Genomic DNA, 13,596 nt, shown 5'->3' with positions numbered 1-13,596 from the left:
GACGCGGGGCGGCCGGGCGGCTCGGACGAGGGATGGCTGGGCGCGCCGGATGTGGGGCCGGGGGTGCCCGTTCCCGTTCCCGTTGCGGGTTCGGCGGAGGTGCCTGGGGGACCGGTGCCGGTTTCCGGGCCGGACTCCGTCGTCGACCTCGTGCTCGACCTGGTGCCGGGCGAGCGCGATCGGGAACCCGGGGGAGCCGGGTTCGGGGCGACCTCGGCCTCCGTGTCGGATCCGGCGTCGGTGGGGGCGCCGGTGGCGGGCCCGGCCATGGAGGCGAGGGGGAGCGTCCCGGAGCCGGAGACCGCGCACCTCGGCCCGGTGTTCCGGAAGGCCGCCGAAGCCCGCACCGCTGGGCCGCCGCTGCTGCGTGATGCCGGGGCGCATGTCTCGGCACTGCTGCCCACGCCTGCACCGGAGGTGTGCGAGGTGATCGAGGTGATCGAGGTTCCGGAGGCTCATGAGGTTCATGAGCCGCCGGGGGTCCACGAGACCCGCGAGGTCCATAGGGCCCACGCGACGCACGCGACGCACGAGATCTACGCGACTCAAGAGGTCCACGAGGTCCACGAGGACATTGAGGTCCCTGAGCCCGTCGCAGCCGACGAGCCCGCCGCAGTCCCCGAGCCCGTCGCAGTCCCCGTCGAGGTCTCCGCGGCCCCCGAGCCCGCCGCGGTTCTCGTCGAGGTCTCCGCAGCCCCCGAGGTCTCCGCGTCCGTGCCGGGGTCGGGACTGGTGGCAGGGTCCGGATCGGGGCCGGACGCCGCCACCGCCTCGCTGCCCCTCATGTTCACTGGCGAGGACACCGGCGAGCTCCATCTCGGCGAGCTCCGTACCGACGCCGAGTTCCGCACCGATGCCCGTGTGGACACCGGCCGGCACCAGGCGGTCATCGCCAACGAGCGCACCGCCTCCATCCCCGTGCACCTGCTCTTCCGTGAGGAGCACGAGGCCGGGGCGGACGCCGCCGCGTTGCCGGCCCACGTTGTGGGCCGGGCCCCCGAGGGCGAGCAGCCGGCCGGTGTCCGGCGGGCGCCGGTGCCGAGGACCTCGCAGGTGCGGCCCTCGACCCGGCCCGCGCCGGACGCCGACCCCCGGCTCCACGAGCGGCCGGGGCCGTCGCTGCCCGGCTGGGTCGCGGTGCTGACCGGCTTCGGCGGGATCGCCGTGGCCGGCGGAGTCCTGTGGTGGACCGGCGCGTTGCCGGCCCGGGTGCTGTCGCGGATCGGGGTCGGCGCGCGCCCGTACGACGGACTCGGTATCGGTACCTGGGCGGGGCTCGCGCTGCTGGTGACCTTGGTGCTCTTCGCGTTCGGCGGACTGAGCCGGGGACGGGTCGGGTACACGTGGGTGCTCACGCTCTTCGGCAGGTACCGGGGCAGCGTGCGGCGGACCGGGCTGATGTGGGTCAGCCCGCTGCTGCTGAGGCGCCGGGTCGATGTGCGGCTGCGGCACTGGCGCAGTGAGCCGCTGCCCGCGATGGACGCCAACGGCACCGCGTTGCGGGTCGTCGTCCTCGTCGTGTGGCGGGTCAAGGACACCGTGCGGGCGACGCTGGGGATCGAGGACCACGAGGAGTACCTGCGCGAGCAGGTCGAGGCGGCCATGGCGCGGGTCCTGTCCCAGCTGCCCGCCGACGCCTTCCACGAGGACGCGCACACCCTGCGCAACGCGGAGGCGGTCGGCGACGCGCTGACCCGGATGCTGAAGGCGGACTGCGAACCGGTCGGCGTCGAGGTGTACTCCGCGCAGCCGACCGGGATCGAGTACGCCCCCGAGGTGGCGGCGGCCATGCAGCGGCGCCGGATCGCGGCCATCGACGCCAAGCACCGTGACAGCGTGCTGACTTCGGTGGTGGATGCCGTGGACGACACCGTCAACCGGCTGACCGCCCGGGGCCTCGTGGAGCTCGACGACTACGAACGCAAGTCCCTGGTCAAGGACTTGACGGTGGCCTTCTACACCGGCCGCAGTGGTGGGGACAGCGCCTGAACCCTTCTGCCCGCCGCCTCGGAGGCAACCGGAATCCGGCTCTCATTGGTCTGGACATGTCCATGCTGCGTCAATAATCTAGGCCTTGGTCTAGACCGCACGACGCGCGCGCAGCAGTGCTCATGGAACCTCCCCCACGTCTCCGAGGAGCGGCAGCAATGCGTAAGAAGACAGGCGCGGCCCTGGTCGGCCTTGCGGTAGCGAGCGTTTCGATGCTTGCGACCAGCAGTGCCAGCAGCCATGGCTACACGGACAACCCCATCAGTCGTCAGAAGCTCTGTGCCAACGGCACGGTGACGGGCTGCGGCAACATCCAGTGGGAGCCGCAGAGCGTCGAGGGCCCCAAGGGCTTCCCGGCCGCCGGACCCGCCGATGGTGCGATCTGCTCCGCCGGACACGGCGAGTTCGCCCAGCTCGACGACCCGCGCGGCGGCAACTGGCCCGCCACGAACGTCACCGCGGGCCAGGGCTTCAGCTTCCGCTGGCAGTTCACCGCCCGGCACGCCACGTCCGACTTCCGCTACTACATCACCAAGAACGGCTGGGACCCCACCAAGCCGCTCACCAGGGCGTCTCTGGAGTCGCAGCCGTTCATGACGGTGCCGTACGGCGGCAAGCAGCCGCCGGCGACCCTGACCCAGCAGGGCACGATCCCCACCCAGAAGACCGGCAAGCACATCATCCTCAGCGTGTGGAACGTCGCCGACACGGCCAACGCGTTCTACTCGTGCTCGGATGTTCAGTTCTGACGCCTGGTCGGTTACCGTGCGGCGCCATGGGGAGCGCAGGCACCGTCGCGGAGCTCGTTCAGCGCCAATGGGGCGACCACCGGCCCGGGTTGAGACACGAGGGCACTGTCCTCACTCATCATCAGGTCGCCTCGGGTGCTGCCGCACGGGCCGCGCTCCTGGCGGAGCTGCTGCCGGCGGGCAGCGAACCGCACCTCGGGGTGCTGCTCGACAACACCCCTGAATTCCCGCTGTGGTTGAGCGCGGCGGCCCTGGCCGGGGCCGCCGTCGCGGGAATCAACCCCACCCGTCGCGGAGCCGAACTGGCCCGCGACATCCTGCACACCGAATGCCGGGTGCTGATCACCGAGCGCGCCCATCTGCCGCTCCTCGACGGTCTCGCGCTGCCGGATGTACGCGTCCTGGTCACCGACACCGACGCGTACGCCGCGCTCCTCGCCCCCTACGCCGGGGCGCAGCCGGGCGACACCGTCCTGAAGCGGCCGGCCCCCGCGACCCGGATGCTCCTGTACTTCACCTCCGGGTCCACCGGTGCGCCGAAGGCCGCGATCTGCACCCAGGGGCGGCTGGCGGCGGCGGGGCGGTCGCTCGTCGACCACTTCGGGATCCGGGGCGAGGACGTCCACTACGTCTGCATGCCGATGTTCCACGGCAACGCGGTGATCGCCGACTGGGCCCCCGCCCTGTCCGCCGGTGCCGGTGTCGCTCTGCGCCGCCGCTTCTCCGCGTCCGGCTTCCTCGACGACGTACGCGCGCACGGCGCCACGTACTTCACGTACGTCGGCCGTGCCGTGCAGTATCTGCTGGCCACCCCCGAGCGCGCCGACGACCGCGAGCACCCGCTGCGGCTCGGCTTCGGCACCGAGGCGGGCGCCGTGGACGCGGCCCGCTTCCGGGAGCGGTTCGGGGTGCGGCTGGTCGAGGGCTACGGATCCTCGGAGGGCGGGGCGGCGATCCAGCGGACGCCGGACACCCCGCCGGGTGCGGTCGGCCGGGCGTCGGACCGCGACGATCTCGCGGTCGTCGACCCCGAGACCGGCCGCGAGCGGGTCGCCGCGGTCTTCGGCCCCGGCGGCACCCTTGTCAACGGAGCCGCCGCCATTGGCGAACTGGTCAACCGCGGCCGCACGCCCTTCGAGGGCTACTGGCGCAACGAGGCGGCGGACGCCGCCCGGGTGCGCGACGGCTGGTACTGGACCGGAGACCTCTTCTTCCGCGACCCCGACGGCTTCCTGTACTTCGCGGGCCGTACGGAGGACCGGCTGCGGGTCGACAGCGAGAACCTGGCCGCCGCGATGATCGAGAACATCCTGGCCCGCTGGACCGACGCGGCGGCCGTCGCGGTCTACGCAGTGCCCGACCCGGTCGCGGGGGACCAGGTCATGGCGGCGCTGGCACTGCGAGACGGGGCGCGGTTCGATCCGGAGGCGTTCGCCGCCTTCCTCCGGGACCAGCCCGACCTGGGGACGAAGATGGCCCCCCGGTTCGTGCGCGTCGTCCCGTCGATGCCGGTGACCGCGACCAACAAGGTCCACCGGGTCGGGCTGCGCCGCGAGGGATTCTGGTCCGGCGGGCCGCTGTGGTGGAACGGGAGCGGTGGCGCGTACGAACCGTTTGGGGAGGGACAACTCGGCCCGCTGATACGGGAGTACGAGGAGCACGGGCGCCATGACCTGCTGTCCTCACACGGCGGAGGGTTCTGAAGGGGCCGCCTGCCGCAGGCGCACCACCGCCAGCACCGCCCCGGCCAGCAGGAGCAGCCCGCCGGCCACCGAGGCGTACTGCATGCTGTGGACGAAGGCGTCCCGCCCGATCGCGATCAGTGAGCCGTCACCGGTGGACAGGGCCCCCGGCAGTGTCTTGCGGGCCGCCTCCGGGGCCGCGTCCGGCATGTCCGCGGTGTAGACCGCGGTCGCCACCGCACCCAGCAGTGCCATCCCCATCGCGCCGCCGAACTCCTGCCCCGTCTCCAGCAGCGAGGCCGCCGAGCCCGCCTTCTCGGGCGGGCTGGTGGACAGGGCCAGGTCGGAGACGAGCGCCATCACGGTGACGATCCCGCAGCTCATCACGGCAGAGCCGATGAGCAGGATCGCCAGGGAGTCCGTACCTGACAGGGCGAGGACACCGAAGCCGGCGGCGGCGATGACGAAGCCGGCGCAGATCACCCGGGCGCGATCGGTCCGCTGGGCGATCGCGGTGGCCGCCGGCGCCGCCGCGCCGACCGCCAGGGACGGGGCCAGGCTCCACAGCGCGGCCTCCATCGTGCTCATCCCGAGGACCGACTGCAGGTACTGCGTGGTGAAGAAGGAGGCGCCCATCATGGCGAACGCGGCCAGCGCGTTCAGTCCGATCCCGGCGGCGAAGTTCCGGTCGCGGAACAGTTCCCGGCTGATCAGGGCGTCGGTGCGGGAGCGCTGGCGCCGGACGAAGAACCGTCCGACAGCGAGCCCGGCGGCGATGATCAGACCGTTGCGCAGGTCCATCCCTCCGGCAGCGGTCTCCTTGACCCCGTAGACGACCGGCAGCACGGCGCCCATGGACAGCGGCACGCTCAGGAAGTCGAAGCGCCCGGGGTTCGGGTCCTTGAACTCCGGGACCAGGACCGGCACCAGGACCAGCAGCAGCACCATCGCCGGCACGTTGACGAGGAAGACCGAGCCCCACCAGAAGTGCTCCAGCATGACGCCGCTGAGCACCGAACCCAGCGCGATCCCGCCCGCCATGGCGCCGGACCAGATGCCGATGGCCCGGCCGCGCTGCCTGTCGTCGCGGAACATGTTCCGCACCAGGCCCATGGTCGACGGCATCAGGGTCGCCCCGCCGATCCCGAGGAGCGCGCGGGCCGCGATGAGCATCTCCGGGCTGGTGGCGTAGGCGGCGCCGACCGATGCCGCACTGAAGGCGACCGCGCCGAACATCAGCAGCTTGCGCCGGCCGATCCGGTCACCGAGCGAGCCCATCGTGATGAGGAGACCGGCGAGCGCGAAGGCGTACACGTCGAAGATCCAGAGCTGCTGGGTGGCGCTGGGTGCGAGGTCCCGGTCGATGGAGGGGATCGCGAAGAAGAGGACGGACACGTCCATCGAGACGAGGAGGAGAGGCAGGAGCAGGACCACGAAGGCGGTCCACTCCCGACGGCCGGCGAGATCGCCGGGACGGGCTTCGGTGCTCGTAGGGTTCGTCATGACAGGGAATATACGAGCGTTTAAAACAAGTGTCTAGTACGAATGTGTAACACGTTTGTACATGGCTGCGGGCAGCGCAAAACACACGAGGCGGTCTCCGTTGAACGGAGACCGCCTCGTGTGTTGTCTGTGCGCCGCCAGGGACTCGAACCCCGGACCCGCTGATTAAGAGTCAGCTGCTCTAACCAACTGAGCTAGCGGCGCCTGCTGACGTCGTAGACATTAGCACCCTGATCCGTGGGAGGAAAAATCGAAATCCGAGGCGCCGGAGACGGCACCGACCGGGCCACCCGGACGCAGGCCCAGAGCAGGACGTCCGGCCCCGGGAGCCAAGGGTTGCGGGTGTCGGGGGCGACCACCCAGCGGGGCCCCGAAGCGGACGGGCCGCAGGTCAGCGGAGGGACCGTCACCGCGTCGCCGGCGCCGTGACAGAGCAGCGGGGGAACCCTCGGGCCACCGTCCTGCGGCTCCGGCGGATCCCCGGCGGACCGCGTTCCCGGACCGGATCCCCACTCCTCCCAGTCGAGCAGCGAGGGCAGTCGCTGGGCCGTGCCGGGGGAGGCGAACAGCAGCATCCGGCCGCGGTGCGTGGCGACCGGGCCGGAGCCCGGGCCGTCGGCCCACAGGTGCTCCAGCATGCGCCGCCCGAAGAGCGTGGGCACGTTCACCACGTCGAAGGCGGAACCGCACGGCAGGACGCCGGGCGCGGAGGGGTGCGACTCCCACTGCGCCAGGGTGCTGCGCGGATAGGCCGCCGCCCCGGCCAGCCAGGCGGCGCCGGCCGCGGTCACCTGGGCCGCCTGATTCCCGGCCTGCTCGCGCAGGACAGCGAAGATGTCGGCGTCCTCACCGGCGTGGTGGGGGCCGTTGCCGTGATGCAGGGTCGTTTCGTCTGGCAGCCATGCGGTCATATGCACAGGTCTACCCGGAGTGATCACCCGGATTCCGAGAGTTGTCGGAAATCGGGACAGGTTGGGGTGGTGAGGAGTATCTTGCGCACCTGGCATATGCCAACGGTTGTACCCGGAGTGATCGCCGGCCCGTCGCACGGACCGCGAGGGGCTCGGAGTTCAGCCCCCGACCGGGCGTAGGGGGCCCGTCCGGGCGTCAGGGCCTCGGCTCGTTCAGCAGGCTGCGGCCGAACTCGACCATCTTCACCGCATAGTCCTCGGTCCACTCCGCCCGCTGCGCGATGTCCGCGGTCGTCAGCCGGTCGAACCGGCGGGGATCCGCCAGCTGCGCCGCCGCGATCGCCTGGAACTCGACCGCCCGGTCCGTCGCGGCACGGAAGGCCAGTGTCAGCTCGGTGGCGCGGCTCAGCAGCTCCTTCGGATCCTCCATCGACTCCAGGTCGAAGAAGTGCTCAGGATCGGAGACCGCCGCCGACGGCTCGAAGAGCAGGGGTGCGGGGCGCAGCCGCTGCTGCTCGTTCCGCTCGGGTTGTGCCATGTGGTTCTTCCTCCTCCGGTGGGCCCGACGGCCACCCTCTATTGTCCAGCCCGCCGCAAGGGCGCTTTCAGGGGTGCGCGCCGGCCCGCCCGTGATCCGTCGTGCCCCCACGCGCCCCCGCCGTCAACGTCCCCAGCGCACCCGGTGTTCCGCGAGGTGGGCCAGAACGGCGTGGTTGGCCTCCCAGCCGTCCGGGAACTTCACGGTCACGCCCAGCTGGACCGGCTCCGTCGACGGGTGCTCGTCCAGCAGGTCCGAGACGCCCTCACGGCACACGACGATGCAGGCGTGGCGGTGGCGGGAGGCCAGCACGCACAGCCGGCCCGTCTCCAGATGGAACGCCGTCGCGTCCGGGCGGCCCGACAGCGGGTGCAGCACCACCGTGACGTCGAACTCACGGCCCTGGAGCCGGTTCGCCGTGTCCACCGCCACCCCGGTGACCCCGAGCTCGGCGAGCGCCGCCCGCACCGCCGCCGCCTGGTCGCGATGGGCCGTGCCGACCGCGACCCGGTCCGCCGTGACCGGGGCCGGGTCCGGGGAGCGCTCGCTGGTCGCCGCGCCGCCCCGGTCCAGCAGCCGGCGCACCACCAGGGCCACCGCCCGTACCGCCTCCGGGTCGGTGCGCGGGGTGTGCCGGGCCGGGAGCTCCAGCAGGCCCCAGCCCGACTCCGCCGCCTCGTCCAGCACCCGGTCCGCCGCCGATCCGTCGGACGCGACGCCGAACGACAGCAGCCGGTCGCCGTGGTCCGTACCGCTGCGGAACGGTGTGTACGGGTAGAACGCGTCCGACACCAGCGGCGCCGCCGAGGCCGGCAGCCGCCAGGAGACCGGCAGCCGGTGCTGCGGCAGCTCCGGGTTGTGCGCGAGCAGTGTGGTGACGGCGCTGGCAGACGGGTCGTAGCTCAGCCCGGCCCACTGGTCCGCTCCGACGATCGAGAACGGGTCCAGCTGGCCCGGATCACCGACGAACAGCGCCCGTTCGAAGAGTCCGGCCACGGCCAGCAGCGCGTCCGAGCGCATCTGGTACGCCTCGTCGACGATCGCGTGGCCCCACGGCTCGACGTTCTTCACATGGGCCCACTTCGCCGCCGTCGAGATGACGACGTCGAGGCCGGCCAGATCCCCCGCCTTCGCCGACTTCCGTACGTTGGCCAGGCCGTCCAGCACCTTGTCGTACGGATCGGAGTCGTTGCTGTGCAGCCGGCCGACCGGCAGGCCGGGGTCCTTCTCGGCGAGCCGGACCACCAGATCGTCGACCTGGGCGTTCGTCTGCGCGACCACCATCAGCGGGCGCCCGGCAGCGGCGAGCTCCAGCGCGGCACGCACCACCAGCGTGGACTTCCCCGCACCCGGCGGGGAGTCCACCACGATGCCGCGGGCCGAGCCGTTCAGCGTGTCGTCCAGGATCCGGGCGGTGGCCAGGCCGGCTGCCGCGCCGGGGTCGAATACGGCCGTCACAACAGGTCCTCCGTGGTCACGGGGTCAGGGCGCTCGGCAGCCGCCACGCCGCCCGGCGGACCGCCGTGGGTCCACGGGGTCTCCTCCGCATCCGGCAACTGCGGGCCGCCGCGCTGGTCGTGCTCGAAGAGCGTCCAGGCGATGACGTCACCGGGCTCCGGCACCGAACCCGGGGCGGGCTCCTTGCCGCGGCCCATCCGGTCGGTGATCCGCAGCACCAGCGCGGGAGCCGGGTCGTCCTCGGCCGGGCCGTAGCCCGCGAACTCGGCCGTCTGCGGCTTGCCGTCCAGCGAGCGGTAGACCTTCACGCGCTCGCCCAGATGCGGCTGTTCGGCCGTGCGGACCGTGACCAACGGGCGCGGGGAGGGGCGCTTGGACTCGCTGTACGCCATCTCCACCGCGGTCACCTCGCCGAGGAACGCCTCGCCCGCCAGCCGCCGCCCGGCCAGCACCAGCGGATCGTCCAGCGCCTCCTGGGCCTCCAGCTGGGCCTGCGCCGTCTCCCGCGCGGCCAGCTTGCGGGCCGCCGTCACCGCGTCGTCCCGGCGCGGCTGCGGCGGCTCACCGGCCCGCACCCGGTCGCGGTGGCCGGTGAACGACCAGCGGTCGCGGGTCCAGCGGTCCTCCACCCTGGATCCCTCGGGCAGCTCCCGCAGCAGGTCCAGGCCCCGCCACACCGCGTCCCAGGTCGGCCGCAGCACACCGGCCAGCAGCTTCCGGATCTCCCGCTCGGCCGCCGTCAGTTCGGCGAGCCGGGCATCGGCCGCCAGTCCGTCCTCGGCGGCGGCCAGCGAGGTGCGGGCCCGGTCGTACTTCTCGATCGCCGGGGCCAGCAGCCGGTTGTCGAAGTCCGGGTCGGTGGCCGGTCCGGCCGGCGGGCACAGCAACTGGCCCCCGGCGTCCCTGGCCAGCTCGGCCCGGAGCGCGGCCTCGGCACCGGACTCACCCGCCGGCGGGTCGATCCAGGCGAGCAGGGCGCCCAGATGCTGGTCCTCCAGGGAGGACTGGCCGGTCGCCCAGTGCCGGTTGAGCAGATCGGTGCCGGCCAGCAGCAGCGACGAGCCCGGCACCCGCGCCCGCTCGCCGTAGTGCGTCAGCCAGCGGCCCAGCAGCGGAACCCGGGCGGGCGCCGGATACGGGGTGTCCGGATCGTCCTCGGCGGTACGCCGGAACCGCATCGAGCGGCCCAGCAGCCGGACGAACTCGATACCGGCCCGGCTCGGCACGATCAGCTGCGCCGCGTCCGTGCACAGCTCGGTCTCGACCTTGACCTTCTTGCCCGTGCCGGGGTCGGTCTCGCTGCGCTCGGCGGGCTCGATCACGTCGGCGTACGACTCGATGTACGGCAGGACCGCCTCGGCCAGCTCGGCGAGGAACGCGAACCGCAGGTCCCGGTCGCGCGGCTGGGCTACGGCCAGCAGCCGGGGCGCGTCGCGGTCCGTGCCGACGAGCGCGCCGAGCGGGGCGCCGGCCTCGCCGGCGGTGGTGAGCGGTACGAGCACGAGCGGCCGGTCGCCGAGGCGGCGGTGGCGGACGGTGGCCATCGGCCGGGCGCGGCCGCTCTCCACGGCCTCCAGGCGGGCCAGGGTGCCGATCAGCGACATGTGGTGCCCTCCAGCGCCTCGGCGCGCAGCGCGGCCGCGCGGAGCAGCGCGGCGACCGTCGGGTCCGCCGGGTCGCCCTCCTTGCCGGCGGCCGCGGCGAGCACCCCGGTGACCGTGGTCAGCCCGCCGAGCTCGCCCCGCACGCTCCGCCCGAGCGCCTCGACCGCACCGGCGGCGCGGGCCTTGGCGCGGCAGTGGAAGGCCAGCTCACAGGCGGCCAGGCACTCCGGTGCGTACGCCGCCGTGACGGACTCGACCGCGGTGTCCAGCTCCTCGGGGGAGCACTCCGGGTCGAAGGTGGTGCCCTCGGGCAGGGCCGCGGCGATGTCCTCGATGCGGGTGAGCCGGGTCAGCTGGCGACGGGTGACCGCGCGCTGCTTGCGTACGTCGACGACGGACGCGGTCGGCAGGTTCGAGAAGTCCTTGGGGCAGACCAGCAGCACCCGGTGGCCGACCTCCGCGCCGTCCGTCGCCGCCGCGACCCGCTCCAGCGCCAGGACGTACACGGCGGACTGGCGGGCGGCCGCGCCCACCTTCGCCGCGTCGGCGGAGCCGTCGATCATGGGGAAGGACTTGATCTCGACGACCGTCCAGGTGCCGTCGGGGTGGACCACCACCGCGTCCGGCTCCAGGTAGGCGGGTGAACCCGCCACCTCCAGGGCCAGCATCGGATGGTCGAGCAGTGCCCAGCCGCCCGACCCGGTCGCCTCGCGCAGCGCGAGCGCGGTGCGGGCGGCACGGCCCTCGGGGCCGGCGGCCGAAAGATCGGGCACGGAGACGTCCCCGGGCGGTTCACCGGACTCGCCGAACCCCTGGTGCAGCAGGCGCATCAGCTCCGTACCCCCGTCGGCCTTGACCCGGGCCTCGAAGGCGTTGCCCCGCATGAAGGCGAACTGGGACTGGCCGAAGGCGGCCGGTGAACCGAGCGCGGTGGCGAGCGCGCCCTTGTCGACCCCTGCCCCGTCGAGCAGGGCGCGCCGCTTGCAGCCGGGGTTGGCGGCCAGGGCGGCCAGCGCGCGGGCGTCCAGCGGACGGGGCGCGACGGCCGGGCCCCTCAGCTCAGCGAGCCGCCTTCGCAGCGTCACCGCCTGCGGCTCTTCCCGCGGAGGCCGGGACATCGGCCGGGGCAGGTGGGCCGGCTGGTGCTGCTGCATCGGCGGGATCTGCGGAGGAGGTCCGCTGGCCGGGGATTCGCTCACCCGCGGAAGTCTTGCATCCGGCACTGACATCCGGGGACTGTACGGCGGGGGACACCCGTGCGAAACGGGCCCGGACCGCGTCCTTGACCCGGTCGGCGAGGCGCTGGACGGGCCTGGCCAGCAGCGCCCCGACGCCCATCACGGCGGCTCCCGCGACAGCGTCCAGGAAGTAGTGGTTGGCGGTGCCCATCACCACGATGACGGTGATCAGCGGGTAGGCGATACCGGCGGCGCGCAGGAGCGGGTGCCTGCCGTGGCGCCACAGGAGGATGCCGCACCAGAGCGCCCAGCCGACGTGCAGGCTCGGCATCGCCGCGTACTGGTTGGTCATGCCGCCCATGCCGCGCGGCGCGCTCGCCTCGGTGCCCCACCAGCCGTACGAGCTGTACTGGGCCATCGTGTCGACGAAACCGTGCCCGGCGGCCAGCAGCCGAGGCGGGCAGGTCGGCATCAGCGTGAAGCCGATGAGGCCGAGCATCGTGGAGGTCATCAGCCAGGTCCTGGCCCGGCGGTAGGCGGCCGAGTGGCGGCGGAACATCCAGATCAGGACGGCCGGGGTGACGAGGTAGTGCAGAGAGGCGTAGGCGAAGTCCGCGGGTATGCCTATGGAGGGGTGCGCGGTGAACAGCCGGTTGAGCGGGTGCTCGGCGTTCAGGAAGAGCGCCTTCTCGAGATTCAGGATGCTCAGCCCGTGGTCGACGGCGGTGGACACGTCGCCCCGGACCAGGAGTCTGCCGCCCGAGTACGCCCCGTACACCAGGGCCAGCAGCGGGAGCTCGGTCCACCAGCGGGGCCGGTGGCGCGGCACGGGCGCGGTGGTGGCATGCGGCATCCGGAATTTCTCCATCACGTGTTCGTGCGGCCGACGGCGGGCGTTCAACCGTACGGTGCGATGCGGCCGCGGTTCGCCCGGGGTGCTCTTTCGGCGCCCCTCAGCTGCTCGGGTTCGTCTGTGGTCTGTGGGACGCCGGTGCGGCCCCGCAGGTTGCCTCACGCGAAGGTACGCGATGATGGAAATCCGGACGATCCGTTTCCCCGCTCCGCCCGTCGTACCCGCCCCATCCGTTCCCACTCGGACGGATTCGTCCCCCGTTGATGTCCAAGATCTCGGATCCCGCATCTCAGGTCTCAGTTTTTCAGGGAGAGCCGCACATGGCACCGCGCATCCTGCTGGCCCGGCACGGCCGGACGGAATGGTCCGTCAAGGGCAATCACACCGGCAGGACGGACATTCCGCTGCTCGACTCCGGGCGCGAGGGGGCCAAGCTGCTCGGTGAGCGGCTGCACCGCGGGCCGTGGGCGGACCTGCCCGGCCTGGAGGTCCGCACCAGCCCGCTCGTGCGGGCGTCCGAGACGTGCGCGATCGCGGGGTTCGGTGAGCGGGCGGAGCCCTGGGACGCGCTGATGGAGTGGGACTACGGGGCGTACGAGGGGATGACACCGGCCGAGATCAAGGCGATCCGCCCTGACTGGTTCATCTGGCGCGACGGGGTGCCGGAGGGCGAGACCCTGGCCGAGGTGTCGGCCCGGGCCGACGAGGTCGTCGAGTGGGCGCGTTCGGCCGACCGCGATGTCCTGGTCTTCGGCCACGGCCACATCTTGCGGGTGCTGGGGTCGCGGTGGCTGGGCGAGGACGCGTCGTTCGCGGCACGCATCCGGCTGGACCCGACGTCGCTGTCGGTCCTGGGCTGGGCGTACGGGGCGCCGGCGCTGGAGCGGTGGAACGACACGGGGCACCTGGAGCGGTAGCGCGCGGGGCGCGCGCTTGGGGCGGTGCGGGTTCGGGGGGCCGGGCCTTTCAGCCTGCCCGGTGCCTGAGGGCGGCCCCGTCGGCCGGGGGATTCCAGCTCGTCCGGTGCTTGAGGGTGGCCCCGTCGGCCGGGCCTTTCAGCCTGCCCGGCGTTTGAGGGCGGAACCGTCAGCCCGGTCCGGGGCGGGAAATCCAGCCTGCCCGGCGTTTGAG

Annotated in this window: 11 protein-coding genes and 1 tRNA gene; 4 read left to right on the top strand and 8 right to left on the bottom strand. The window is 72.8% G+C overall.

The window, feature by feature from the left end; genetic code table 11:
• Positions 1–267 precede the first annotated feature (267 nt).
• The 3 genes from JGS39_RS41085 (at position 268) to JGS39_RS26715 (ending at position 4,441) form a co-directional block, all read left to right on the top strand.
• Entirely contained in the window at positions 268–1,989 is a 1,722-nt protein-coding gene (locus JGS39_RS41085) for an SPFH domain-containing protein (RefSeq protein WP_236065816.1), read from the top strand.
• Positions 1,990–2,147: 158 nt separating this feature from the next.
• On the top strand, positions 2,148–2,738 hold the full coding sequence (locus tag JGS39_RS26720; RefSeq protein WP_219572140.1) for a lytic polysaccharide monooxygenase auxiliary activity family 9 protein: 591 nt from the start codon (positions 2,148–2,150) through the stop codon (positions 2,736–2,738).
• Positions 2,739–2,764: 26 nt separating this feature from the next.
• Positions 2,765–4,441 (top strand): AMP-binding protein, encoded by a 1,677-nt coding sequence (locus tag JGS39_RS26715; RefSeq protein WP_219572139.1) that lies wholly within the window; start codon positions 2,765–2,767, stop codon positions 4,439–4,441.
• Here JGS39_RS26715 and JGS39_RS26710 read toward each other — a convergent pair.
• From JGS39_RS26710 to JGS39_RS26675, 8 genes are all read right to left on the bottom strand, one after another.
• Complete coding sequence (locus JGS39_RS26710; protein ID WP_219572138.1) at positions 4,421–5,923, bottom strand: MFS transporter; 1,503 nt, start codon at positions 5,921–5,923, stop codon at positions 4,421–4,423. The two genes, JGS39_RS26715 and JGS39_RS26710, sit on opposite strands and share 21 nt — an antisense overlap.
• 130 nt (positions 5,924–6,053) lie before the next feature.
• A tRNA-Lys gene (locus tag JGS39_RS26705) sits at positions 6,054–6,127 on the bottom strand.
• Positions 6,118–6,834: a bifunctional DNA primase/polymerase gene (locus JGS39_RS26700; RefSeq protein WP_219572137.1), complete on the bottom strand. Its 717-nt coding sequence runs from the start codon at positions 6,832–6,834 to the stop codon at positions 6,118–6,120. The genes JGS39_RS26705 and JGS39_RS26700 overlap by 10 nt, the downstream gene beginning before the upstream one ends.
• A gap of 196 nt (positions 6,835–7,030) precedes the next feature.
• Positions 7,031–7,372: a DUF8844 domain-containing protein gene (locus JGS39_RS26695; protein WP_219572136.1), complete on the bottom strand. Its 342-nt coding sequence runs from the start codon at positions 7,370–7,372 to the stop codon at positions 7,031–7,033.
• 123 nt (positions 7,373–7,495) lie between these two features.
• Positions 7,496–8,830 carry an AAA domain-containing protein gene (locus JGS39_RS26690; protein WP_219572135.1) on the bottom strand — a complete coding sequence of 445 codons (1,335 nt, stop codon included), beginning with the start codon at positions 8,828–8,830 and terminating at the stop codon, positions 7,496–7,498.
• Positions 8,827–10,434: a hypothetical protein gene (locus JGS39_RS26685; protein ID WP_219572134.1), complete on the bottom strand. Its 1,608-nt coding sequence runs from the start codon at positions 10,432–10,434 to the stop codon at positions 8,827–8,829. Before JGS39_RS26685 ends, JGS39_RS26690 begins: the two co-directional genes overlap by 4 nt.
• Positions 10,425–11,588 (bottom strand): hypothetical protein, encoded by a 1,164-nt coding sequence (locus JGS39_RS26680; protein ID WP_236064401.1) that lies wholly within the window; start codon positions 11,586–11,588, stop codon positions 10,425–10,427. Before JGS39_RS26680 ends, JGS39_RS26685 begins: the two co-directional genes overlap by 10 nt.
• Entirely contained in the window at positions 11,494–12,465 is a 972-nt protein-coding gene (locus tag JGS39_RS26675; RefSeq protein WP_219572132.1) for a phosphatase PAP2 family protein, read from the bottom strand. Before JGS39_RS26675 ends, JGS39_RS26680 begins: the two co-directional genes overlap by 95 nt.
• Positions 12,466–12,785: 320 nt before the next feature.
• On the opposite strand from JGS39_RS26675, the gene JGS39_RS26670 reads away from it, so the two are divergent.
• Positions 12,786–13,382, top strand: a complete 597-nt coding sequence (locus JGS39_RS26670; protein ID WP_219572131.1) for a histidine phosphatase family protein — start codon at positions 12,786–12,788, stop codon at positions 13,380–13,382.
• Positions 13,383–13,596: the final 214 nt, after the last annotated feature.

Source organism: Streptomyces poriferorum (assembly GCF_019399235.1).
GTDB classification, from domain to species: Bacteria; Actinomycetota; Actinomycetes; order Streptomycetales; family Streptomycetaceae; genus Streptomyces; species Streptomyces poriferorum.
The sequence above is the reverse complement of the archived record's forward strand: the minus strand, read 5'-3'. Positions and strand labels throughout refer to the sequence as shown.